Source organism: Vibrio sp. A1-1, assembly GCF_021728175.1.
Lineage (GTDB): Bacteria > Pseudomonadota > Gammaproteobacteria > Enterobacterales > Vibrionaceae > Vibrio > Vibrio diabolicus.
The window spans coordinates 257723-281166 of the sequence record NZ_JAKKCL010000003.1 but is presented as its reverse complement, the minus strand read 5'-3'; the positions used below and the strand labels follow the sequence as shown (position 1 = coordinate 281166).

20 protein-coding genes are annotated in these 23444 nt (G+C 47.0%); 15 read left to right on the top strand and 5 right to left on the bottom strand.

Translation table 11 applies throughout. The features are described from left to right. The first annotated feature begins 14 nt into the window (after positions 1 to 14). The 3 genes from L3V30_RS08195 (at position 15) to L3V30_RS08185 (ending at position 4744) form a co-directional block, all read left to right on the top strand. Positions 15 to 3062 (top strand): FAD-binding and (Fe-S)-binding domain-containing protein, encoded by a 3048-nt coding sequence (locus L3V30_RS08195; protein ID WP_237308681.1) that lies wholly within the window; start codon positions 15 to 17, stop codon positions 3060 to 3062. 211 nt (positions 3063 to 3273) lie between these two features. After that, positions 3274 to 4152 carry a DMT family transporter gene (locus L3V30_RS08190; RefSeq protein WP_048625206.1) on the top strand — a complete coding sequence of 293 codons (879 nt, stop codon included), beginning with the start codon at positions 3274 to 3276 and terminating at the stop codon, positions 4150 to 4152. A gap of 40 nt (positions 4153 to 4192) precedes the next feature. After that, on the top strand, positions 4193 to 4744 hold the full coding sequence (locus tag L3V30_RS08185; RefSeq protein WP_237308680.1) for a DUF2301 domain-containing membrane protein: 552 nt from the start codon (positions 4193 to 4195) through the stop codon (positions 4742 to 4744). An 8-nt stretch (positions 4745 to 4752) separates the two neighbouring features. On the opposite strand, the gene L3V30_RS08180 is transcribed toward L3V30_RS08185, so the two are convergent. The 5 genes from L3V30_RS08180 to L3V30_RS08160 form a co-directional block, all read right to left on the bottom strand. Further along, positions 4753 to 5661 carry a hydroxymethylglutaryl-CoA lyase gene (locus L3V30_RS08180; RefSeq protein WP_237308699.1) on the bottom strand — a complete coding sequence of 303 codons (909 nt, stop codon included), beginning with the start codon at positions 5659 to 5661 and terminating at the stop codon, positions 4753 to 4755. After that, the gene (locus L3V30_RS08175) at positions 5661 to 6500 is read right to left on the bottom strand and encodes an enoyl-CoA hydratase-related protein (protein ID WP_048625205.1); all 840 of its coding nucleotides are present in this window, start codon (positions 6498 to 6500) and stop codon (positions 5661 to 5663) included. The genes L3V30_RS08180 and L3V30_RS08175 overlap by 1 nt, the downstream gene beginning before the upstream one ends. Positions 6501 to 6529: 29 nt before the next feature. After that, positions 6530 to 8134, bottom strand: a complete 1605-nt coding sequence (locus L3V30_RS08170; RefSeq protein ID WP_237308679.1) for a carboxyl transferase domain-containing protein — start codon at positions 8132 to 8134, stop codon at positions 6530 to 6532. A 25-nt stretch (positions 8135 to 8159) separates the two neighbouring features. After that, a complete protein-coding gene (locus L3V30_RS08165; protein ID WP_237308678.1) occupies positions 8160 to 9329 on the bottom strand; it encodes an isovaleryl-CoA dehydrogenase in 1170 nt (389 codons plus the stop codon). 66 nt (positions 9330 to 9395) lie between these two features. After that, positions 9396 to 9770, bottom strand: a complete 375-nt coding sequence (locus tag L3V30_RS08160; RefSeq protein WP_012842485.1) for a MerR family DNA-binding transcriptional regulator — start codon at positions 9768 to 9770, stop codon at positions 9396 to 9398. Positions 9771 to 10047: 277 nt separating this feature from the next. Here L3V30_RS08160 and L3V30_RS08155 point away from each other — a divergent pair, with 277 nt between their 5' ends. From L3V30_RS08155 to cyoE, 12 genes are all read left to right on the top strand, one after another. Beyond that, on the top strand, positions 10048 to 11259 hold the full coding sequence (locus L3V30_RS08155) for a thiolase family protein (protein WP_237308677.1): 1212 nt from the start codon (positions 10048 to 10050) through the stop codon (positions 11257 to 11259). A gap of 23 nt (positions 11260 to 11282) precedes the next feature. Then, entirely contained in the window at positions 11283 to 12776 is a 1494-nt protein-coding gene (locus L3V30_RS08150; protein ID WP_237308698.1) for a CoA-acylating methylmalonate-semialdehyde dehydrogenase, read from the top strand. A 19-nt stretch (positions 12777 to 12795) separates the two neighbouring features. After that, a complete protein-coding gene (locus L3V30_RS08145) occupies positions 12796 to 13950 on the top strand; it encodes an acyl-CoA dehydrogenase family protein (RefSeq protein WP_237308676.1) in 1155 nt (384 codons plus the stop codon). Between the two features lie 38 nt (positions 13951 to 13988). Further along, entirely contained in the window at positions 13989 to 14774 is a 786-nt protein-coding gene (locus L3V30_RS08140; RefSeq protein WP_005390981.1) for an enoyl-CoA hydratase, read from the top strand. A gap of 8 nt (positions 14775 to 14782) precedes the next feature. Further along, entirely contained in the window at positions 14783 to 15931 is a 1149-nt protein-coding gene (locus tag L3V30_RS08135; protein ID WP_237308675.1) for an enoyl-CoA hydratase/isomerase family protein, read from the top strand. 2 nt (positions 15932 to 15933) lie between these two features. Beyond that, entirely contained in the window at positions 15934 to 16839 is a 906-nt protein-coding gene (gene mmsB / locus L3V30_RS08130) for a 3-hydroxyisobutyrate dehydrogenase (protein ID WP_005390978.1), read from the top strand. Positions 16840 to 16949: 110 nt separating this feature from the next. Further along, positions 16950 to 17708, top strand: a complete 759-nt coding sequence (locus L3V30_RS08125) for an SDR family oxidoreductase (RefSeq protein WP_005390975.1) — start codon at positions 16950 to 16952, stop codon at positions 17706 to 17708. 789 nt (positions 17709 to 18497) lie between these two features. Continuing rightward, positions 18498 to 19379 carry a ubiquinol oxidase subunit II gene (gene cyoA / locus L3V30_RS08120; protein WP_005388604.1) on the top strand — a complete coding sequence of 294 codons (882 nt, stop codon included), beginning with the start codon at positions 18498 to 18500 and terminating at the stop codon, positions 19377 to 19379. Positions 19380 to 19384: 5 nt separating this feature from the next. Then, positions 19385 to 21421, top strand: a complete 2037-nt coding sequence (cyoB, locus tag L3V30_RS08115) for a cytochrome o ubiquinol oxidase subunit I (RefSeq protein ID WP_237308674.1) — start codon at positions 19385 to 19387, stop codon at positions 21419 to 21421. Further along, on the top strand, positions 21411 to 22013 hold the full coding sequence (gene cyoC / locus L3V30_RS08110; protein WP_005375782.1) for a cytochrome o ubiquinol oxidase subunit III: 603 nt from the start codon (positions 21411 to 21413) through the stop codon (positions 22011 to 22013). The genes cyoB and cyoC overlap by 11 nt, the downstream gene beginning before the upstream one ends. Further along, the gene (cyoD, locus tag L3V30_RS08105; RefSeq protein ID WP_012842490.1) at positions 22013 to 22324 is read left to right on the top strand and encodes a cytochrome o ubiquinol oxidase subunit IV; all 312 of its coding nucleotides are present in this window, start codon (positions 22013 to 22015) and stop codon (positions 22322 to 22324) included. The genes cyoC and cyoD overlap by 1 nt, the downstream gene beginning before the upstream one ends. Continuing rightward, positions 22285 to 23199, top strand: a complete 915-nt coding sequence (cyoE, locus tag L3V30_RS08100) for a heme o synthase (protein ID WP_237308673.1) — start codon at positions 22285 to 22287, stop codon at positions 23197 to 23199. The genes cyoD and cyoE overlap by 40 nt, the downstream gene beginning before the upstream one ends. Positions 23200 to 23444 lie beyond the last annotated feature (245 nt).

The window sequence follows — 23444 nt, the reverse complement described above, 5'->3', positions numbered from 1 at the left end:
CACTGATTCAAATTATGCTTCCTGCACTTCCGTTACAGGTTTCCTCTGATCCTGTGGTTATCAAGTTCTTTAACACCCTTAAACAACTTGGTTTCAAGGGGGATACTGATGCCCGCTATACCACTCGATTGAGCATGGCGACTGACAACAGCGTATACCAGCAACTTCCTTTGTCGGTCGTCTTTCCTGCCAACCATCATGATGTGGTAATACTTGGCAAGGTCAGTGCACGTGATGAATTTAAGCACCTGACCTTTTCGCCCAGAGGAGGCGGAACGGGCACCAACGGACAATCATTGAACTCGGGGATCGTGGTTGACCTGTCTCGCTATATGAATCGAGTGTTAGAGATTAACGAGCAGGAAGGCTGGGTGAGAGTGGAAACTGGGATAGTCAAAGATCAACTCAACGACATCGTTCGCCCTTATGGTTATTTCTTCTCTCCAGATCTATCGACCAGCAACCGCGCAACATTAGGTGGGATGATTAATACCGATGCATCAGGCCAAGGCTCTTTGCAATATGGTAAAACCTCGGATCATGTGTTGGCGCTCAAAGCCGTATTGGCGGATGGTTCGGTTCTCGATACCGAAGCAATTCAACAAAACAAATGGTTAAACAGTGATGGAGTATCGCGAGCATTAAAAATTACGGAGGAAGTTTGTCGAGACAAGCGTCAACAGATTCTGGATAAGTTTCCTCCTCTGAATCGATTTCTTACTGGTTATGACCTAAAAAATGCCATAAACGACAAGAGTGAAGAGTTTGACGTCACGAGAATATTATGTGGCTCTGAAGGTACGTTAGCTTTTATCACTGAAGCCAAGCTTAATCTTACGCGAATACCTACCACGCGACGGTTAGTGAACGTTAAATACGATAGTTTTGACTCTGCGCTACGAAATGCTCCCTTGATGGTCGAAGCAGAGGCGCTATCGGTAGAGACGGTTGATGCAAAGGTGCTCAATCTTGCAAGAGAAGACATTGTCTGGCACTCGGTAAAACATGCGATCTCAGATGTGCAGGGCAAAGAGATGCAAGGGATTAACTTTGTCGAGTTCGCAGGCAGTCACAACGATGATATTGAGGATAAAGTTGAACGCTTACTTTCAATTCTCGATAAAGAAATGGCTCACCGACGCAGTGGTATCATCGGTTATCAAGTCTGTCGTGAACCCCAAGACATCCAAGCCATTTATGGTATGCGCAAGAAAGCGGTTGGGCTGCTTGGCGCGACCAAAGGGCAGGCAAAGCCGATTGCATTTGCGGAAGATACCTGTGTGCCGCCTGAAAATTTAGCGGACTTTATCGCGGAATTTCGTACGTTGCTAGACCGCAACAACCTGCATTATGGCATGTTTGGGCATGTGGATGCAGGCGTCCTTCACGTGCGTCCGGCGCTCGATATGTGTGATCCTGGGCAAGAAGCGTTGATGCATCAACTGTCCGATGATGTGGTCGCGCTGGTGGCAAAATACAATGGCTTAATGTGGGGAGAGCACGGTAAAGGATATCGCTCAGAATATGGACCTGCCTTCTTTGGTGATGAGCTCTTTACTGAATTAAGGCGTATTAAAGCGGCGTTTGACCCCGACAATAAAATGAACCCGGGCAAGATTTGCACGCCACTGAATAGCGACGCTGAAATGGTAAAAGTCACAGCGACCAAGCGTGGCTACTATGATCGTCAGATCCCCGTAGAAGTGCGAGAGTCGCTTAAGCCCGTGCTGTCTTGCAATGGCAATGGGCTGTGTTTTAATTACGATGCTGACAGCCCAATGTGTCCATCATTTAAAGTAACAGCCGATCGTCGCCACTCTCCGAAAGGGAGGGCTGGGATAATGCGTGAATGGCTGCGTCGCCTGAATGACAGTGGCTTCGATTTGCTCGCTAACGAACAACAGCTTCTCAATCAAACGTTATCTGTTAAGCTTTTGGCTCAGAAGCTGAGCCAACTGATATCTCGCCCCACATCTGATGACCTATCGCATGAAGTTTATGAGGTGATGAATGGCTGTCTAGCGTGCAAAGCGTGTGCGAGTCAGTGCCCTGTTAAAGTTGATGTGCCTGATTTTAGAGCGCGTTTTTTACACCTCTATCACTCACGTTATCGCAGACCTCTGCGCGACTATCTGGTGTCGAATATTGAGCAACTGCTGCCGATTATGGCAAAAGCCCCCAAGCTGGTTAATCAAATTGCATCTACTCGGCCCGTTACGCAAGTATTAGAGACATCCATTGGTTTTGTTGATTCGCCAGTGCTATCGATCCCTACGTTGCAAAGTCGATGTCAGGCACTTGGAGTGAGCCCGTTCGACTTTGCGTATCTAGAATCGCTTTCCCCAGAAGTGAAGCAAAATTACGTCTTGATTGTTCAAGATCCATTTACCAGCTTTTATGAAGCCGAGTTGGTTGCGGACTTTATTCAGTTATTGCAGCGGTTAGGGAAACACCCTGTTGTTCTGCCTTTCAAACCCAATGGGAAAGCTCAACATGTAAAAGGTTTCCTTAAGGCATTTGCCAGAAATGCACAAAACACTTCGGATTTTCTCAAACAAGTTGCTGAGCTTGAAATTCCTATGATCGGTATCGATGCAGCCTTAGTGCTTTGTTATCGTGATGAATACCATCAGGTTCTAAAAGAAAAGCGGGGCGAATTTACAGTTTATACGGCTCATGAATGGCTGGTGAATACACTCAATGAATGGCCAGTTGTACGCGCATCGGATGAAGAGCTTTGGTATTTGATGGCGCATTGCACAGAAAAGACCAAAATACCGGAGACTGAGAAATCTTGGCAGTCTATTTTTCATCACTTTGGCTTAAAGCTGCATGTGATACCTACGGGATGTTGTGGCATGGCAGGGACATTCGGCCATGAAGTGGATAAGAAAAGTACGTCTGAAGCTATTTATCAGCTGAGTTGGAAACCGAATATAAAGAACCTGCCCACTGAGCGTGTGTTAGCCACGGGGTATTCCTGTCGCAGTCAAGTTAAGCGTTTTGAAGGGGAGGTAGTTCGACATCCGGTCCAAGTTTTAGCCAGTTTGTTTAGTGCATAAGATGCTTAGGCAATTTAGTATACGAAAACGCTTGCCTTAAGACTTTACCTGCCTTTAATGTATCCGACCGCAGAACTTCAATCTGCGTAACAACAACACAGGAGAGAATCGGGCTTTCACTTCCGCTCGATAGAAACTCCTTTCAAATTGATACAACAGCGCAGCAAACTTCCCTTGCTGCGATACTGTGTTCCATATTTTGTGAGTACTTATGTTTAACTCAGAACGCAAAGCGACGGTTATTCTGGTTGCGACAACGATGATCGCGGCACTTGGTTGGATCTTTTCTAAGGAAACAATACAGGGTTTACCACCTTTCGGCTTTATCGGGGCGCGATTTACTATTGCATCGCTCTGTCTGCTGCCGTTGTGCTATCGACCTTTGTTGAAAGCGAATTTGAGAGATGTGCTTTCTGCTGGTGGTGTCGGGCTACTGTTAGGTAGTGCCGTTATGACATGGATTTACGCCATCTCCATCAGCGACACGCTCGGGGAAGGCGCATTTATCATGAGTCTCTCCATGCTATTTGTGCCTATTGTTGCGTGGGTTATGTTTCGTCAACGACCACAACGAATTTTCTGGCTTTCTTTGCCTATCGCGGTATTAGGGCTCGCCTGTCTCTCTTTAGTTGGTGGCTGGAAACAATCGGCCAGTCAATTTTGGTTTCTTGGTGCAGCACTGGTTTTGGCGCTTCATTTTAATGTGAACAGCAAATACTCTCAAAAACTACCTGTGTTGCTGCTTACTTGCGTGCAGCTTTTTTCTGCTGGTTGTTTAGGTTTGTTGGTTTCTTTCTTTATGGAGTCTTTTCCGGCAGAGGTTGACTCCTCCATTTGGTGGTGGTTCGCGTTGAGCACCTTGCTAGCGACGAGCTTGCGTTACGTAATGCAAACCATGGGGCAAAAATTTGTTCAGGCAGGTAATGCTGCCTTGATCATGATATTAGAGCCAGTTTGGACCGTCATTCTAAGCGTGCTGTGGTATGGCGAAGTGCTAACGGCAAATAAGCTAGTAGGCTGTGTGCTTATCTTATTCTCTCTTATTATTTATCGTACTGGCGGTCGATTTCGTTTGTCTATCCCTAGGTAGCTTCAAGAGGTTTGGGTAGGGAACAATTTAGGAGTGAAGCATGGCCAATACTGAGTATCAGGAATCACTAGACTTTTTAGATATTTTAAGTGTCTGTTTATACCGTTTAGGAATTAGCGTATTTGCCTTTGGACTTATCGCGATGACGATATCGGGTTTGCACCTTATTGAAGGTTCGGCATTTTATGATCGAAATGTGTTGCTGCTCATCGCCATTGCAGGCGTATTAATTGCAGCAAATATCCATGTCTACAGTAAAACTGTGCGTACTGTCATCAGCTGGTCAACTTGGGTGGGACTGCTCTTCATGGTGAGCGATCCAGACTTATCCCGCGTGTGGCTTTCTCTTGGTTTTGTCTTTGTCACTTTTTCCGGTGTGGCGCTGAAAGAATCCTTTTGTTTTAAAGTTCCAGGCTTGAAAGCGGTGCCAGTGCTACTTGTCATCGCAACCTTTGCGTTTTGTTTCGAAATACTGACGGTAGCGAATATTGCAACAGGGTTGTCTGGCTTAATTATGGGCTTCCTGTCTATATCAAAGTGGCGGATGCCACTTCATTTTGATATTGGTATCAAAGCAAACTACGAGGTTTAATAAACGTCTTACGTTAGAGGTGCCATACGGTTACGCAAAGCTAGCGATACTTTTGACGTGGGTTCTCGATTAAGCTCTTCGCTGATCATCCAGCCAGCTTTTGCTAACAGCTCCAGGTCGATCCCCGTTTCGATCCCTAATCCTTGGCATAAATACAGTACATCCTCCGTCGCGACATTCCCCGAGGCACCATGAGCGTATGGGCATCCACCCAGCCCAGCTACACTGCTGTCGATGGTATTGATGCCCATACTCAATGCTTGATGAATATTGGCGAGCGCTTGTCCCCATGTATCGTGGAAATGGACAGCAAGTTGGGGGAGAGGTGTAACCAACATGACGGCTTCCAGCATGGCTGCAATTCGATTTGGCGTGCCTGTGCCGATGGTGTCACCTAGAGACACCTCATAGCACCCTAAATCGATGAGGGATTTGGTCACGCTCGCCACCTTTTTAGCGTCTGTCGGACCGTCGTAAGGGCAATCGGCAACGCAGGATAGATAACCTCGAACAGGGATGCCGTGTTTGGTGGCTAATCGCATTACAGGCTCGAAGCGAGTTAAACTTTCTGCAATCGAGCAATTGATATTGTGTTGGCAGAATCCTTCTGATGATGAAGTGAAAATTGCGACCTGATTGGCACCAGCCTCCAAGGCTTGTTCGAAGCCTTTTAGGTTTGGTGTCAGGGCAGAATAAGTAACATGATTTCGCCTTGTTATTGCTTTCATGACCTCTGTTGAGTCCGCCATTTGTGGCACCCATTTGGGCGAAACAAAAGAGCCCGCCTCAATATGCGTTAGCCCAGTATCAGAGAGTAAGTTGATCAACCGGATTTTAGTCTGGGTCGCAACAGGATATTCATTTTGCAACCCATCTCGTGGACCTACTTCGACAATATTTACTTTGGAAGGCAGCATTACTTGTCCTGTGATTTGGTTACCCAACTTGGGCTTCGTTTTTCAAGAAACGCTTGCAAGCCATCTTGGCCTTGTGGCGATACCCTAATGTCCGCAATGAGCTTGCTGGTATAGTGAATCAGTTGTTGATCGATGGGGTTTTGATGACATTGGTGACAGAGCGTTTTCGCTTTACGCATCGCATCTGGGCTATTAAGTAGTAACGTCTTGATCACGCTATCGACCGCATTTTCAAGTTGTTTGGCTTCTTTCACTTCGTGCACAATACCAAACCGTTCGGCATCCTCGGCTGAAATGACTTCACCACTTAAAATATAACGTCTAGCTTGTCGATTCCCCATCGCGCGCATGACGTAGGGTGCAATGGTTGCCGGAACTAAACCAAGCTTAACTTCACTTAAGCAAAAGTTGGCACATTGGCTCGCGATGGCGATATCACTGCAACAAATCAATCCCAGCGCGCCGCCGTAAGCGGAGCCTTGTACAACCGCGATGGTGGGTTGAGGGAACGAATCTAGTGTTTCCATGAGTCTTGCCAAGTTTTGGGCATCAACGAAATTATCTTGCCTCGTGCTGTCGGCCATCGACTGCATCCAATTCAGGTCGGCCCCGGATGAAAAGTGCTTGCCGTTACTTTTTAATACCAAGCATCGCACATCCGTTCGTAAAGCGAGATAATCTAGGCGGTGGATCAGCAAGTCGATCGTACAAGCGTCAAAAGCATTGTGCTTGGCTGTTCTGTTTAGAGTGATGGTTGCTACGCCATTGTCATCGACATGCCAAAGAACATCATCTTGCCTTTGGGCGTTGGGAATAATGCTTGGTTGCATTTCCTGCATACTAACTTCCTTAATTCATCTTTGGATATTTACATTCTGAAGACGCCAAACTCGCTATCAGGAACGGGAGCATTTAATGCTGCCGTTAGCGCCTGACTCAACACCTGACGCGTTTGTTTGGGGTCAATAATTCCATCATCCCATAGCCGAGCGCTCGCAAAATAGGGATGTCCTTGTGTTTCATACAAGTCTATGATCGATTCTCTAAAAGTGTGTTCTTCTTGCTCTGACCACGCTTCTCCCTGGCGTTCCTTCGCGTCTTTTCGAACTTGTGTTAAGACGCCTGCCGCTTGTTCTCCGCCCATCACAGAAATACGAGCGTTCGGCCACATCCACATCATGGTTGGATCATAAGCTCGGCCGCACATGCCATAATTGCCAGCGCCGTACGACCCACCGATGATCACGGTAAACTTCGGTACGTCAGCACAAGCGACGGCCATCACCAGCTTGGCGCCATGTTTTGCGATGCCTTCTTCTTCCACCTTTTTCCCGACCATAAATCCGGTAATGTTTTGGAGAAAGAGAAGCGGTGTTTTCCGTTTGGCGCAAAGTTCAATAAAGTGCGCGCCTTTTTGTGCCGATTCAGAAAACAAGATGCCGTTGTTTGCCACAATGCCGATCAAGTGTCCGTGAATGCGAGCAAAGCCACACACTAACGTTCTGCCGTACAAGGCTTTGAATTCGTCAAAATCAGAATCATCGACGATGCGGGCAATGATTTCTCGAACGTCGAATGATAGTCGTAAGTTGGCATTCACGATTCCGTAGATTTCTTCAGCATCGTAGCGGGGAGGTAGCACGGTGTTTTCCGGCTTAATCGGTTTCGCTCTATTGGCATTGGCAATGGCTTCTCGGGCAAGCATTAGGGCATGCTCATCATTTTCAGCGTAATAATCAGCAACACCAGATTTACGACAATGCACGTCTGCACCGCCGAGCTCTTCACCCGTCACGACTTCGCCAGTGGCCGCTTTCACCAGAGGCGGTCCCGCCAAAAATATGGTGCCTTGCTCTTTGACCATAATGGACACATCCGCCATGGCAGGAACATATGCGCCCCCAGCAGTGCAAAGCCCCATCACAACAGCAACTTGGGGGATGCCTTTCGCCGACATTCTCGCTTGGTTAAAGAAAATGCGACCAAAGTGTTCTTTGTCGGGGAAGACGTCGGACTGATGAGGGAGATTTGCGCCACCGGAGTCCACCAAGTACACGCAGGGGAGTTGGCAACGTTGGGCAATCTCTTGCGCTCTAAGGTGTTTTTTTACCGTGAGTGGGTAGTAGGTTCCGCCTTTTACCGAAGCATCGTTGGCGATGACCATGCATTGAATCCCCTCTATGATACCAATGCCGGCGATAACACCAGCGCAGGGGATGGATTCGTCATACACTTGCCAGGCGGCAAACTGGCTAATTTCAAGAAAATCAGTGTTGTCATCAAGCAAGCGCGCGATGCGTTCTCGTGCGGGGAGTTTTCCTTTTTGCCTCTGGTGCTGAATGGCTTTTTCACCGCCTCCTTGTTTGATGGTCTCGATATGTTGATTCAGTTGAGTGACCAACGTTTCCATCGCAGCTTTATTGGAAAGAAATAACTCGTCAGTTGGCTTAGTTTTACTTTTGATAATGGCCATAATGACTTCCTTGTCGTATGTTCCTTTAGCGAGATTCTTCGAACAGTTCTCGGCCTATTAACATGCGGCGAATCTCTGAGGTACCCGCGCCGATTTCATAAAGCTTTGCATCACGTAGCAAACGACCAGCAGGGTATTCATTGATGTAGCCATTCCCACCGAGCAATTGGATTGCATCGAGTGCCATTTGTGTGGCGAGTTCTGCACTGTATAGAATCGCTCCTGCGGCATCTTTACGCGTTGCGTTACCTCGATCACAAGCCGCTGCGACGGTATATACATACGCTTTTGCTGCACTCATTCGAGAGTACATATCGGCGATCTTGCCCTGAACTAACTGAAACTCGCCAATGGATTTTCCAAACTGCTCTCGTTCATGTACGTACGGGACCACAATGTCCATGCAAGCTTGCATTATCCCGAGTGGTCCGGCAGCGAGGACGACGCGCTCGTAATCTAGTCCACTCATTAACACCTCGATGCCTTGATTCAGCTCGCCAAGAATATTCTCTTTTGGCACTACGCAATTGTTAAATACAAGTTCGCAAGTGTTCGAGCCCCTCATGCCTAGTTTGTCCAGCTTTTGAGCATGGCTGAAACCTTCGACGTTGCGTTCAACAATGAATGCGGTAATACCTCGTGAACCTGCATTGACATCCGTTTTAGCGTAAAGCACCACTATGTCAGCGTCGGGACCGTTGGTGATCCACATTTTGTTGCCATTCAGTACAAAATGGTCGCCCTTGTTCTCCGCTTTCAGTTGCATGCTTATCACGTCTGAACCGGCATTGGGCTCACTCATAGCTAGGGCGCCAACGTGCGTACCATCGATGAGTTTGGGAAGGTATTTCTTGCGTTGAGAAGGCGTGCCATTGCGAAAAATCTGATTGACGCACAGATTGGAATGAGCGCCGTAGCTTAAAGCGACGGAGGCAGAGGCTCGGCTGATCTCTTCCATCGCCACAACGTGAGCAAGGTATCCCATGCCTGCACCACCAAGTTCTTCATCAACGGTGACACCGAGCAGCCCCATTTCTCCAAACAAAGGCCACAAATGGTTCGGAAACTGGTTATCGCGGTCTATATCTGCGGCGATGGGAGCAATATGTTCCGTAGCAAAGGCATTAACGTGGTCTCGGAGCATATCGATGGTATCACCAAGTCCGAAATTCAGTGGGGCGTAGGTGCTTTTCATAACGTCTCCCGATATCAGAGGTAAGGTGGAAAAGCCGATTGCAGTGTCGCTATTTGAGTATAGCGGTTATGTCTCTTTGCTTTTGAGTGTTTGAATACAGCGTTCTTTAGCGGCATTCAACTCTGCCATTACGACGCTGATGTCATTGAGTTGCTGTTGTAGGACGGCTTGTTTCTCTTCAATGATATTGAGCATTTTCAATAACTGTCCTTCGGTTTGTTGCATGTCATAGAGCTCGAAAAGTTCACGAATTTCTGCCAGTGAAAAACCGAGCCGTTTCCCTCTTAATATAAGTTTGAGACGAATTTTATCTCTGCGTTGATAAACGCGCATGTTGCCTTTTCGCTCTGGTTCAATCAGACCTACGTCCTCATAAAACCGGATACTGCGAGTGGTAATATCAAACTCCTTGGCGAGGTCACTGATTTTGTATTTTTCCATAACATACTTACCTCGAATAAAAATCCAGTTTCTGGAAATCGAACCTTCAACGGAAAGGCCGAACGCAAATTTTGAAAGATAAACGCCTACTTGGTGTGTTTTTTCATCTCATTGTAAAGGCTAGTGCTATGCTTACGTAAACGTCAAGAAATCGCAGTATGAAAGTTTGTCAGTGAGAAAGGGCGACAAAGACTGGCGTAGCACTTGGTAAGCAATGTCATGCAAGGGCGTTATCAGTCAGTCTAGTGTTCACATATACCTCAAGGGAATGCGAATCATGGAAAAAGACATCTGGATTGTCAGCGCGAAGAGAACGCCGATCGGGCGCTTTCAAGGAAAGTTGCAAACTTACTCCGCTCCCCAATTAGGCGCACTGGCGATCAAGGCGGCAATGCACGAAGTGAATGTGACATCTGTAGATGAAGTCTTCATGGGATGTGTGCTCCCTGCTGGTTGTGGGCAAGCCCCGGCGAGACAAGCGGCAATTGGTGCGGATTTACCCATGAGTGTAGGGTGCACGACTATCAATAAAGTGTGTGGTTCCGGCATGAAGAGCGTCATGTTGGCGCACGATCTTATCAAAGCTGGAACGATTCGAACGGCCATTGCTGGTGGTATGGAGAGTATGACCAATGCGCCGTATTTATTGAAAGAGGCGAGAAAGGGAATGCGCATGGGCCACCAGTCGACGTATGACCACATGTTTCTCGATGGATTGCAAGATGCGTACGAAGGGCACTTAATGGGTGTTTATGCTCAGCACGTCGCAGATAGGCTTAAGTTTACCAGAGAGCAAATGGACGAATGGGCAGTGATGTCGGCAAAACGTGCGTTGGAAGCTCAAGAGCGAGGCTTATTTTCCGACGAGCTGTCACCGATTGAATTCAACACCAAGTCTGAACAAGGAACGCTGGATTACGATGAGCACCCGCGCTCGGTTGATCTGGATAAAATCCCTCAACTCAAACCTGCATTCGATAAAAAAGGCACGGTGACCGCTGCTAATTCGAGTGCGATTTCCGATGGCGCTGCAGCGCTTGTTCTAATGGATGAAGAGACTGCGATCCACCAAGGTCTTGAGCCACTCGCCGTTATCAAGTCTCACGCCACACACGCCAGAAAACCTGCTGAATATACTTTGGCTCCCGTTTATGCGATTGAACAGTTGTTGTCCCAGTTGGATTGGTCAATTGACGAAGTGGATCTGTGGGAGATAAATGAAGCCTTTGCTGTTGTGACACAAATCGCGGTAGCAGAACTTGGGCTTGATATGAGCAAAGTCAATATTAAAGGCGGAGCGTGTGCACTCGGGCATCCGATAGGCGCAAGTGGCGCACGAATTCTGGTGACATTGATTCATAGTTTGCGTCAGCTACAAGCTTTAGGTACCGACGGTGATCTAGACGCCAAAAAAGTGATGCGAGGCGTTGCGTCACTTTGTATCGGTGGTGGAGAGGCAACGGCGATAGGCATTGAAATACCGCTTTAATTGAAATCAGAAAGGAGTAAATGATGACTCGTTTGGTTCCCTTGTTTATTGGTGGAGAGTTTCGTGAATCTCAAACTTCGGATTGGGTTGAGGTGACCAATCCTGCCACTAATGATGTCATTGCGTACGTTCCCTGCTCAACGGATCACGAGATGGAAGCCGCCATTGATAATGCGAAAGAGACATTCCAATCCTGGAAGGAAGTGGCAGTATCCGAGCGTGCCAGAGTCATGCTTCGTTATCAGCACCTTCTCAAAGAACATCATGATGAGCTTGCCACACTGCTTTCTCATGAAACGGGTAAGATTTTAGCGGATGCTAAAGGCGATGTGTGGCGAGGTATAGAGGTTGTTGAGCAGGCTGCAAACATTGCCAGCAATATGATGGGCGAAACCGTCGAAAACGTTGCCACGGATATTGATAGTTACTCAATGATTCAGCCCCTAGGTGTGTGTTCCGGTATTACGCCGTTTAACTTTCCTGCCATGATTCCGTTGTGGATGTTCCCAATCGCTATCGCTGCGGGCAATACGTTTGTGCTTAAACCCTCCGAACAAGTGCCGTTGACCTCTATTCGTTTAGCCGAACTATTTGAGCAAGCTGGCGCGCCGAAAGGAGTGTTGCAAATCGTTCATGGTCGCAAAGACCAAGTCGACTTTCTGCTGGCTCATCCTGACATTCGAGCGGTGTCATTTGTTGGCTCGGTTCCTGTTGCCCGTTATATCTACACCACGGGTACGAAACACTTTAAACGCGTTCAAGCTTTTGCTGGTGCTAAAAATCACATGGTGATCATGCCTGATGCGAACAAGGAACAAGTGGTGAATAACCTAGTGGGGTCCTCCGTTGGGGCGGCGGGGCAGCGTTGTATGGCAATTTCTGTTGCCGTATTTGTCGGCGATTCAAAACAATGGATTAAAGACATCAAACAGGCAATGGCGAAAGTACACCCAGGGCCTTGGGACGATGAGCAGGCTGCTTATGGCCCACTGATCAGTGAGCAAGCTAAACAACGCGTATTGGACCTAATTGAAGATGGCAAACAACAAGGCGCAGTGTGTGAACTGGATGGCAGTCAGTGTGAAGTGGAAGGCTTTCCCGATGGAAACTGGATTGGCCCAACCTTGTTTAGCGGTGTAACAGCGAATATGTCGATTTACACGCAAGAGATATTTGGCCCTGTCTTAGTTTGTATGGAAGTCGAAACGTTGCAAGAGGCCATTGAGTTAGTGAATCGCAACCCATACGGGAACGGCACTTCCATTTTTACGGCTAATGGCGCTGCTGCAAGAAAATATCAGCATGACATTCAAGTAGGTCAAGTGGGGATCAATGTGCCAATTCCAGTCCCTTTGCCATTTTTCTCTTTTACAGGCTGGAGAGGCAGTTTCTATGGCGATTTGCATGCGTATGGTAAACAAGCGGTACGTTTTTATACCGAGACTAAAACGGTGACGGCACGTTGGTTTGATGACGATATTCCAACGGGGCCTAATTTGACCATCCAACTGCGCTGAGTGAATAGAAGGAGCTTTTATGGACTTTGAACTTAATGAAGATCAACGTGCATTTGCCGATACCGCTCAGCAATTTGCCGATGAGCGTTTAGCACCGATGGCGGTGGAGTGGGATGAAAAACAGATCTTCCCCAAAGACGTATTGAGAGAGGCGGGAGAACTGGGGTTTCTCAGCCTCTACACTCCAGAAGCGCAAGGTGGCCTAGGGCTGAGTCGCTTGGATGCTTCAATTATCTTTGAACAACTGGCCATGGGATGTACGTCCACTACGGCGTTTATGACGATTCACAACATGGTCAGTTGGATGATAGCCAGTTTTGCTACCGATGGAGCTAAAACGCAGTTCTGTCCGAAGTTAGTTACGGGGGAGTGGTTAGGCTCCTATTGCTTAACCGAGCCCAACGCAGGATCAGACGCCGCTGCACTGACCACTTCCGCTACAAAAAAGGGAGATAAGTATGTGCTCAACGGTGGCAAAACCTTTATATCTGGCGCAGGAGAGACAGATGTTTTGGTCGTGATGGCGAGAACCGGAGAAGCGGGTGCCAAAGGCGTGTCTGCATTTGTTGTTCCTGCTCAAACAGATGGTATCAGCTATGGGCGCAAAGAACCCAAAATGGGTTGGAACAGCCAACCAACACGAGCGGTTACTTTTGAAAATGTCGTTATTCCAGCTAGCCATTTACTGGGCGAAGAAGGGCAAGGTTTTGTCTTTGCGATGAAAGGGCTTGATGGAGGGCGTATAAATATTGCGACCTGCTCCGTCGGTACGGCGCAACAGGCCCTTAATCAGGCGGCACGGTATATTCAAGAACGTAAGCAGTTCGGCAAGCCGCTTGCGCAGTTTCAAGCCTTACAATTCAAATTGGCAGACATGGCGACAGAGCTAGTGGCTGCGCGGCAGTTGGTGCGCTATGCCGCCAGTAAGCTCGACCGAAATGACCCGGATGCCACGGCTTATTGCGCGATGGCAAAACGGTTCGCAACCGATGTAGGCTTTCAGGTTTGCGACCAAGCGCTGCAGCTTTATGGCGGCTATGGTTACATCAAAGAGTATCCAATGGAGCGTCATTTCAGAGATGTGCGTGTGCATCAAATTCTGGAGGGAACGAACGAAATTATGCGCTTGATCATCGCGCGCCGTTTGCTCTCTGAGGAATCGGCCTTGCTGTAGCGAAGTATTGGATTTGCTCATTGAGAAAGGATTCAGATATGCCATTAACCCAAGAAGCCATTCAACATACGATCACTAATCACGTTGCGGTGGTGACGATGAATAACCCGCCAGCCAATACGTGGACAGCAGAGAGCCTCAAGGTACTGAAGTCGCTGATACTCACACTTAACAATGATAAGCAGGTCTACGCACTGGTTTTAACCGGCAGTGGAGAAAAGTTTTTCTCTGCTGGTGCGGATCTCAAGCTATTTTCTGATGGTGACAAAGCGGTTGCGTTAGACATGGCGCGATGCTTTGGTGAAGCGTTTGAAACACTCTCGGAATTCCGTGGTGTTTCCATTGCCGCCATTAATGGTTACGCCATGGGCGGAGGTTTAGAAGTGGCATTAGCTTGTGATATTCGAGTAGTTGAAGAGCAAGCGGTACTTGCTTTACCTGAAGCCAAAGTCGGACTTTTGCCCTGCGCTGGCGGTACCCAAAACCTCACAGCGTTAGTAGGAGAAGGCTGGGCAAAGCGCATCATTTTATGTGGAGAACAAGTTAGCGCTGACAAAGCAAAAGAACTAGGCTTGGCTGAGGAGTTGGTTCCCAAAGGCGAAGCGTTAAGTAAAGCGTTGGAGCTTGCTGAATCTGTTGCGAACCAGTCACCATCTTCTGTCGCCGCATGTAAGGCGCTCATTCAAAATATGCGCTCTGCGCCACTTAAGCACGGCTTAATGAAAGAGCGAGAGTTGTTTCTGAATCTTTTTGATACGGAAGATCAAGTTGAGGGTGTTCGCGCCTTTTTAGAAAAACGCCCACCGCAATGGAAAAATCGATAGGAGGCCACATGGCAGGGATGGTAACCATCAGTGAAATAGAGTGCTTAGATGGCGTGCACCGCATTGGTATCGCAACGTTAGACAACACCGCTTCATTGAATGCATTGACGTATGACATGTTGGTCCAACTCAACGATCAGCTTATCAAGTGGCAAGATGATCCGCATGTGACTTGTGTGGTACTAACCGGCGCTGGAGAAAAAGCATTCTGCGCTGGTGGCGATGTTCGAGCTATGTATCACGTCATGCATAACGAGAGTAAAGAAAAAATCGTAGAGTTCTGTACGGACTATTTCTCGTTGGAGTATGAGTGTGACTATCTCATTCACACTTACAACAAGCCCATTATCGGTTGGGGAGAAGGTATTGTCATGGGCGGTGGAATGGGACTTTTTATGGGAACCAGCCATAAAGTTGTGACAACAACATCACGCCTTGCTATGCCAGAAATCAATATCGGACTGTATCCTGATGTGGGAGGTACGTGGTTTTTAAGCCAGATAGATCCGCAAGTGGGTTTATTCCTCGGATTGACAGGTTCAATGGTGAATTCAAGTGACGCTGTCACTATTGGTTTGGCCGATTGGTTACTGTTGGAAGAGCAGTATCCCACCTTACTGGATGAGCTAAAGCGGCTCCAGTGGGGCAAAGAAGATGCGAAAGAGTTGGTAACTGCGCTACTACAATTAATGGAAGAACAGGTTATTGATAGCAAACCAACCACGCAAATTTGTCCATACTTAGATCAGATAGAGGAAGCGTGCAAAGGCTTTGATCTTAATGCGATAGCACAGCGAATCATGGCTATCGAAGGGAACAGTCAGTGGATAGAAAACGCGAAAAAAACGTTCGCCGCGGGCAGTCCGATCACCGCGCATATTTGCTTCAGACAAGTGAAAGAATACCACAGCTTACCACTTGCAGATTGCTTCCGCTTGGAGCTGAGTTTATCGGTTCGCAGCGCCTTATTAGGTGAGTTTAAAGAGGGCGTCCGTTCTCGGCTTATTGACCGGGATGGCGATCCTAACTGGATGTTTAACAGTGTCAGTGAAGTCGATGAAGATGTCATCGATACCTTGTTTACCTCACTTTGGCCAGATGACGAGCATCCGCTTGCTGATTTGGGTGAACAAACACTAGGTCAAGAAGGAGAATGATCATGAGTACCATCGCATTTATCGGTTTAGGAAGAATGGGGCATCCGATGGCGCAAAACTTATTAGCGTCTGGATTTAACGTGCAAGTATTCGATGTCGATAGCGAAGCGGCAAAGCAACTTGCACCTTTTGGTGCGGTGGTGGCGAGCTCTATTGAGGAAGTCGTGGATGGTGCAAGCACGGTCATCACGATGCTACCAGCAGGATCTCACGTTCGTTCCGTGTATCTTGGCGACTTACACGGTGGCGTAGGTGTCCTCAATCTTGTCTCGCCAAGTACCTTGATGATTGATTGTTCAACCATTGATCCGGACTCTGCGCGATTAGTCGCCAATGAAGCGGCAAATAAACGCGTGCTGTTTGTCGACGCGCCCGTTTCGGGTGGTGTTGCCGGCGCTAAAGCGGCGACATTAACCTTTATTGTTGGTGGCTCGGATGAGGCATTTTCTAAAGCCAATGCCATTTTGCAGTACATGGGAAAAAATGTTTTCCATGCCGGTAAAGCGGGCGATGGTCAAATGGCGAAAATCTGTAACAACCTTATGCTCGGCATTTTAATGTCTGGTACGTGCGAGGCGCTAAATCTAGGTATCGATCATGGGCTCGATCCCAAAGTGTTATCAAACATCATGCTTCAAAGCTCTGGCCGAAATTGGGCATTGGAGCTTTACAATCCTTGCCCTGGCGTGATGGACAGTGCACCAGCCAGCAACGATTACCAACCGGGCTTTATGAGCAAACTCATGTTGAAAGATCTCGGTTTGGGGTTAGATGCGGCGTTACAAACACACTCTTCGGTTCCGATGGGCTCACTGGCACGTAATTTATATTCTTTCCACAACGCGAGCGGCCACGGCGAGCTCGACTTCTCAAGCTTGTTTGAGTTTTACAAGAGTAAGAAGGGCTAGACTGAGTTTTGCTACAAAGCCGTCTGAAATGGTGAAGTAAAACTCATCATTTCGGACCTCCTAAACAGGCTTGAAATAGGGAACATTATTAGCGACGGAGTGCAGTAACTATGGATATTAAAAATAGTGTCATTGCCATTACAGGTGCAGGGCAGGGACTTGGGCAAATGATGGCAATTACGCTTGCTCAAGCCGGTGCAGATTTAGCGTTATTAGATGTAAACGCTAGCGGCTTAATGGAAACACAAGAGCAGTGCCGAATGCTGAGCGCAAAAGCGTTGACTTATCAAGTGGATGTAACGAGCGAAATCGATGTTGAAAACACGTTTGAAGCGGTTATCCAAGATTTTGGCCAACTCAATGGGCTAGTCAATAACGCTGGCGTGCTAAGAGATGGGTTACTTGTAAAATCAAAAGACGGCGTGATCAGTAAGATGTCTTTGGATCAATTCAATTTGGTCATGAACGTCAACGTTACGGGGACATTTTTGTGTGGGCGTGAAGCTGCCGTCAAGATGATTGAGAGCGGTTCACAAGGCGTTATCATCAATATTTCTAGTGTCGCGAGAGCAGGGAATATCGGTCAAACCAATTATTCTGCATCTAAAGCGGCGGTCGCAACCATGGCAACAACGTGGGCCCGTGAGTTAGCAAGATACGGTATCCGCGCGGCGGCGATTGCACCAGGTGTGGTACATACCGCGATGGCAGAGCAAATGAAACCAGAAGCCATAGAACGGCTAGAAAAGATGATCCCAATTGGAAGGATGGGTGAAACAAGTGAAATCGCGCATGCAGTAAAATACATTCTTGAGAGTGATTACTTTACTGGCAGAGTTTTAGAAGTGGATGGAGGCATTCGTATGTAAAGCTCTAGGGTTAGGTCCCACAGACCGGAATGACAAGCTTCTTTCCCTTTCAGCATTTCCTATTTTTCCGAGAGCCAGTTCTGGGTAACGTAAGTGTTTATTACTCATATTTGGATTCGCCCTGCGAATGGTTTGCCAAAAGTAAATAATGAGAAGTAAATACCACTCAAATACTAAGTGAAATCATTAATTTGATATTGATCACAATTTTCCACTTTTAATTTCCCCTTCGTACTCAAGCTATCTATGTAAATGCAGTTGATAGTCAGTCTCATCAAAATGAATTTGCAACTGTCTGTTTCAAAAGACATTAACTTTGAAGCACGTGAAGTTCGTGTTGAGGTTAATGTCCTATTGAAAGAGTGTGAGTTTCATTAATGGAAGGTTAGTTTCCAGTTGTGGCTAATGAGCTTTAACTTTTTACTCCTCATAATGCGCCAAATGTAACATTGTGTTTCAAAGTGTAACAATAAACTCACACTAATAGTGTGGTTTTGATCTCCACTCAATTCCGTTTTGTTTCGCTCTGATCCCGACGTTACTCATGCTCAACACATAAACATTCTAATGACTATAACAACTGGTTCTTAGCTTGATACCAATCGTAGCAAGTAATTGTTCATTCTAGCTGGTTAAGATGCTTGATAACGGCGCTGAAAAATTTGTAAGTAGAATAAATACTTATCAAAATTTTTGCCTTTTTATCAAACATTCCCCTGCGCTGTTTCTGAGCTCTTATTTACTGTGATTGGCATTGGCTTTGAAACCAGACAACCATCGAGAAAGTTAATGGAAGCCTCAAGATATAAACGCATCTTGTCGAGGGGAAGTTTGGCGTCCGTCATACTTATGCTCTCAGGATGTAATTCAGCTTTACTTGACCCCAAAGGTGCCATTGGTGTGCAGGAAAAAGAGCTAATTATTACTGCTCTTTTGCTGATGTTGATCGTTGTAATCCCTGTGATTTTAATGACGATTTACTTCGCTTACCGATACCGCGCCTCTAACACTGAAGAAGAGTACGCTCCCGAGTGGTCACACTCGACCAAAATCGAAGTGGTGGTATGGACAATTCCAATCATCATCATTGCGATTCTTGCGACGATCACATGGCGTTCGACTCATGAACTAGAGCCCTCCAAACCATTGGAAAGTGATGTTAAACCAATGACGATCGAAGTGGTGTCACTCGATTGGAAATGGTTGTTCATCTATCCAGAAGAAAACATTGCGACGGTGAACTATGTGGCGTTCCCGAAAGACGTGCCAGTGCAGTTCAAACTGACTTCGGACAACATCATGAACGCGTTTTTCATCCCTCGCTTAGGTACACAGATCTACGCGATGCCAGGCATGGTTACCAAGCTCAACCTGATAGCGAACCACGAAGGTGACTACAAGGGTTTTGCATCGAACTACAGCGGCGAAGGCTTTTCGCAAATGAAGTTCACAGCTTCAGCAATGTCTGATCGTGCTGCGTTCCTAAATTGGGTGCAGAAAGTGAAGGCGAGCCCTGATCGTATTGAAGATTGGGAGCAATACAGCTCACTGGCAGCGCCAAGTATCGCAGAGCCAGTCACTTTGTTCTCTAGCGTTCCTCCGTTCTTGTTCACCGACGTTGTGACTCAGCATCCTGGTTCAATGAACTGTTTGCCTGAAAACCAAGGATAATCGTAATGTTTGGAAGATTAACTCTTGATTCAGTTCCATTCCACGAACCTATTATCGTCATCACCTTAGCGGTTGTGGCGCTGGTTGGTTTAGCCGTAGTTTACGCGGTAACTAAAGCCGGAAAGTGGCAATATTTGTGGAATGAATGGTTTACTTCAGTAGACCATAAAAAACTTGGCTTCATGTACATCGCAGTAGCGATGGTGATGCTTGTTCGTGGTTTTGCTGACGCAGTCATGATGCGTAGTCAGCAACTCCTTTCTTCTGCGGGTGAAGCAGGTTACTTGCCACCGCATCACTACGATCAAATTTTTACTGCCCATGGCGTGATCATGATCTTCTTCGTAGCGATGCCATTGGTTATTGGTCTGATGAACATCATCGTGCCATTACAGATTGGTGCGCGTGACGTAGCTTTCCCGTATCTGAATAACTTGAGCTTTTGGCTGTTTGTTGTTGGTGTCATTCTAACAAACATGTCTCTCGGCTTAGGTGAATTTGGTCGCACCGGCTGGCTAGCGTATCCGCCGCTTTCAGGTATTGAGGCCAGCCCAGGAGTCGGGGTCGACTATTGGATTTGGGCGCTGCAGATATCAGGTGTCGGTACGACGTTAACAGGCGTGAACTTCTTCGCGACCATTTTGCGTATGCGTACACCGTCTATGCCAATGATGAAGATGCCAGTTTTCACTTGGGCGTCTCTGTGTGCAAACATTTTGATCATCATTTCATTCCCAATCCTAACGGTGACTATCGCTCTGCTAACGCTGGATAGATACCTAGGCATGCACTTCTTTACCAATGATCTTGGCGGCAACGTAATGATGTACGTCAACCTGATTTGGGCTTGGGGCCACCCAGAAGTGTACATTTTGATCTTGCCAATTTTTGGTGTGTTCTCAGAGGTCACCGCAACCTTCTCACGTAAAAAGTTGTTCGGTTACACATCGCTAGTTTGGGCTACCGTAGTTATCACGATTCTTGCGTTTGTCGTTTGGCTACACCACTTCTTTACGATGGGATCTGGCGCGAACGTAAATGCCTTCTTCGGTATTGCCACGATGATTATTTCTATCCCAACAGGGGTGAAGATCTTCAACTGGCTATTCACCATGTACAAAGGCCGCATCCGCTTTACGACGCCAATGATGTGGACGGTGGGCTTCCTGATCACCTTTACTGTTGGTGGTATGACAGGCGTACTAATGGCTGTTCCGGGCGCAGATTTCGTTCTGCATAACTCAGTATTCCTGATTGCTCACTTCCACAACGTTATCATCGGTGGTGTGGTGTTTGGATGTTTCGCTGCGATCACTTACTGGTTCCCGAAAGCGACAGGTTTCACCATGAATGAAACTTGGGGCAAACGTGCGTTCTATCTTTGGATTATTGGTTTCTTAATGGCGTTCCTACCGCTTTACGCGCTGGGCTTTATGGGTATGACTCGTCGTTTAAGCCAAGACATCAACCCTGAATACTTCCCACTGTTATCGATTGCCGCAGCAGGTACGGTTGTGATTGCGCTGGGCGTATTGTCTCAGTTCATCCAAATTTACGTGAGTATCCGTGACCGCGAGCAAAACCTTGACCTAACTGGTGATCCGTGGGGTGGTCGTACTCTTGAGTGGGCAACATCGTCTCCACCGCCGTTCTACAACTTTGCACACCTGCCAAAAGGTGATGTGCTGGATGCCTTCTGGTACCAGAAACAAAGTGGCGAGTTCGATCCAACTAAAGAAGTGGAATACGAACGTATTCATATGCCAAAAAACACGGCAACAGGCATCTACGTGTCGGCTTGGTCGCTCCTATTTGGCTTCGGCATGATTTGGTACATCTGGTGGCTAGCGGCGGCAAGTTTGGTCGGTATTATCGTGACGTGTATTCAGCACAGCTACAACGATGACGTGGATTACTACGTGGAAGTTGAAGAGATCAAAGCAATTGAGGCCGAGCGTCGAGCTCAGCTTGAAGAAGCGAAGAAAAACTCAGTGAAAGACAGCGAAAGTAAAGATGATCTGGAGGTGACGTATGCAAACTAATATCGCAGCACATCACGACCATGATCACCACCATGACACGAATGGCAACAAGCTATTTGGCTTTTGGGTTTACCTGATGAGTGACTGCGTACTGTTTGCGACCTTGTTCGCGACATACGCTGTGCTGTCGAGCAATTCAATTGCGGGCCCAACAGGTAAAGACATTTTCGAACTCCCATTCGTGTTTGTCGAAACCATGCTGCTGCTGTTTAGCAGTATCACATTTGGTTTTGGCATTATCGCGATGAAGCGCAACAACGTTGCTGGTCTCAAACGTTGGATGTTAGTAACGTTCGCGCTTGGTCTTGGCTTTATCTGTATGGAGGTCTATGAGTTCCATCACCTGATTGAAGAAGGCTATGGTCCACAAACAAGTGCATTCCTATCGGCATTCTTTACGTTGGTTGGTACGCACGGCCTGCACGTAACCTTTGGTCTGATTTGGTTAGCGGTAGCATATCACCAACTGTCGACGAAAGGTCTGAACGACAATATGGCAATGCGCTTTAACTGCCTAAGTCTATTCTGGCACTTTCTAGATATCGTCTGGATTTGTGTCTTTACCATCGTTTACTTACTGGGGGTAATGTAATGGATCAACATGTAGAAACCAGTGCATCAGATTACGTGAAAGGCTTCATTGCCTCACTGATTCTGACGGTAATTCCGTTCTACTTTGTTTGGACGAAATCATTACCAGATACAACAACCTATGCGATTCTATTTGGATGTGCATTAGTGCAGATATTTGTTCACTTCAAATACTTCTTGCACATGGAAACAAAAACATCCGACGGACGTTGGAACCTTGTATCACTGATGTTTACCGCCATTGTTGTACTTATCCTTATCGCTGGCTCGGTATGGATCATCTACAACATGAACGTCAACATGAAGTTGTAGGCCAAGGTATGCTGAAAAGTTATTTGTCTATCACCAAACCGGGCATTATTTTCGGCAACCTGATTTCTGTTGCGGCGGGGTTCTTTCTCGCCGCAAAAACAGAACCAGCTAGCCTAATGTTGTTCGTTACAACGTTAGTTGGTGTTGGGTTAGTCATCGCTTCAGGTTGTGTGGTGAATAATATTTTTGATCGTGATATCGACCAAAAGATGGCACGTACACGAAATCGTGAAACAGTGAAAGGCAACATCAATATCGATATTGCGTTTGTTTATGCACTTGCTTTATTGCTGGTAGGAACCGCACTGTTATTTATCCGAGTGAACCCACTATCCGCTGTCGTCGTTTTGCTTGGCTACGTGTATTACGTGTTCTTTTACACGATGTGGTACAAACGTAACTCGGTGTATGGAACCTTAGTGGGAAGTATTTCAGGCGCAGTTCCGCCATTGGTGGGTTACTTGGCGGTAACAAACTTCATTAGCTTGGAAGCGATTTTACTCTTTACCATGTTCTGTCTCTGGCAAATGCCGCACTCGTACGCGATTGCCATGTTCCGCATGCAAGACTACCGAGAAGCCGGGATTCCCGTATTACCAGTTAGAGAGGGCATTCATAAAGCGCATCGACACATGAAAGCGTATGTCGTGGCGTTTGGGGCAGTATCGTTGGGGTTATTTTTACTTGGTGAAGCCGGGTATGAATACTTAGCGGTTGCAGCGGTCGTTTGCTTTATGTGGACGAAAGTGACCTTTCGCAGCATTGATGACAGCAACTACATCGCTTGGTCAAAGTCGGTGTTTAAAGTCTCACTGCTAGTGGTGATGGGGATTAGTGGTGTGCTTGGTGTCGAGTTGATTCCTCTAGCTCTGTAACAACCAGACCTAAGCGTTTGCTACGCGCTAATATCTTTTGCTGCTGAATGCATGAATGACCTTACCTAGAAGTAAGGTCATTTAACTTTCTATTGTCCTTTATTTTCCCTGTTTTTCCTGTTTCTCCTCTAGCTTCACTATCACGTATTCATATCTAAAAGCAAAAACAACCAGTGTGTAAAACATAGTGGATCGCGCGTTTCCGCTGACGCGTAATAATGCCAAGAGATAGCGACTATTGAGCT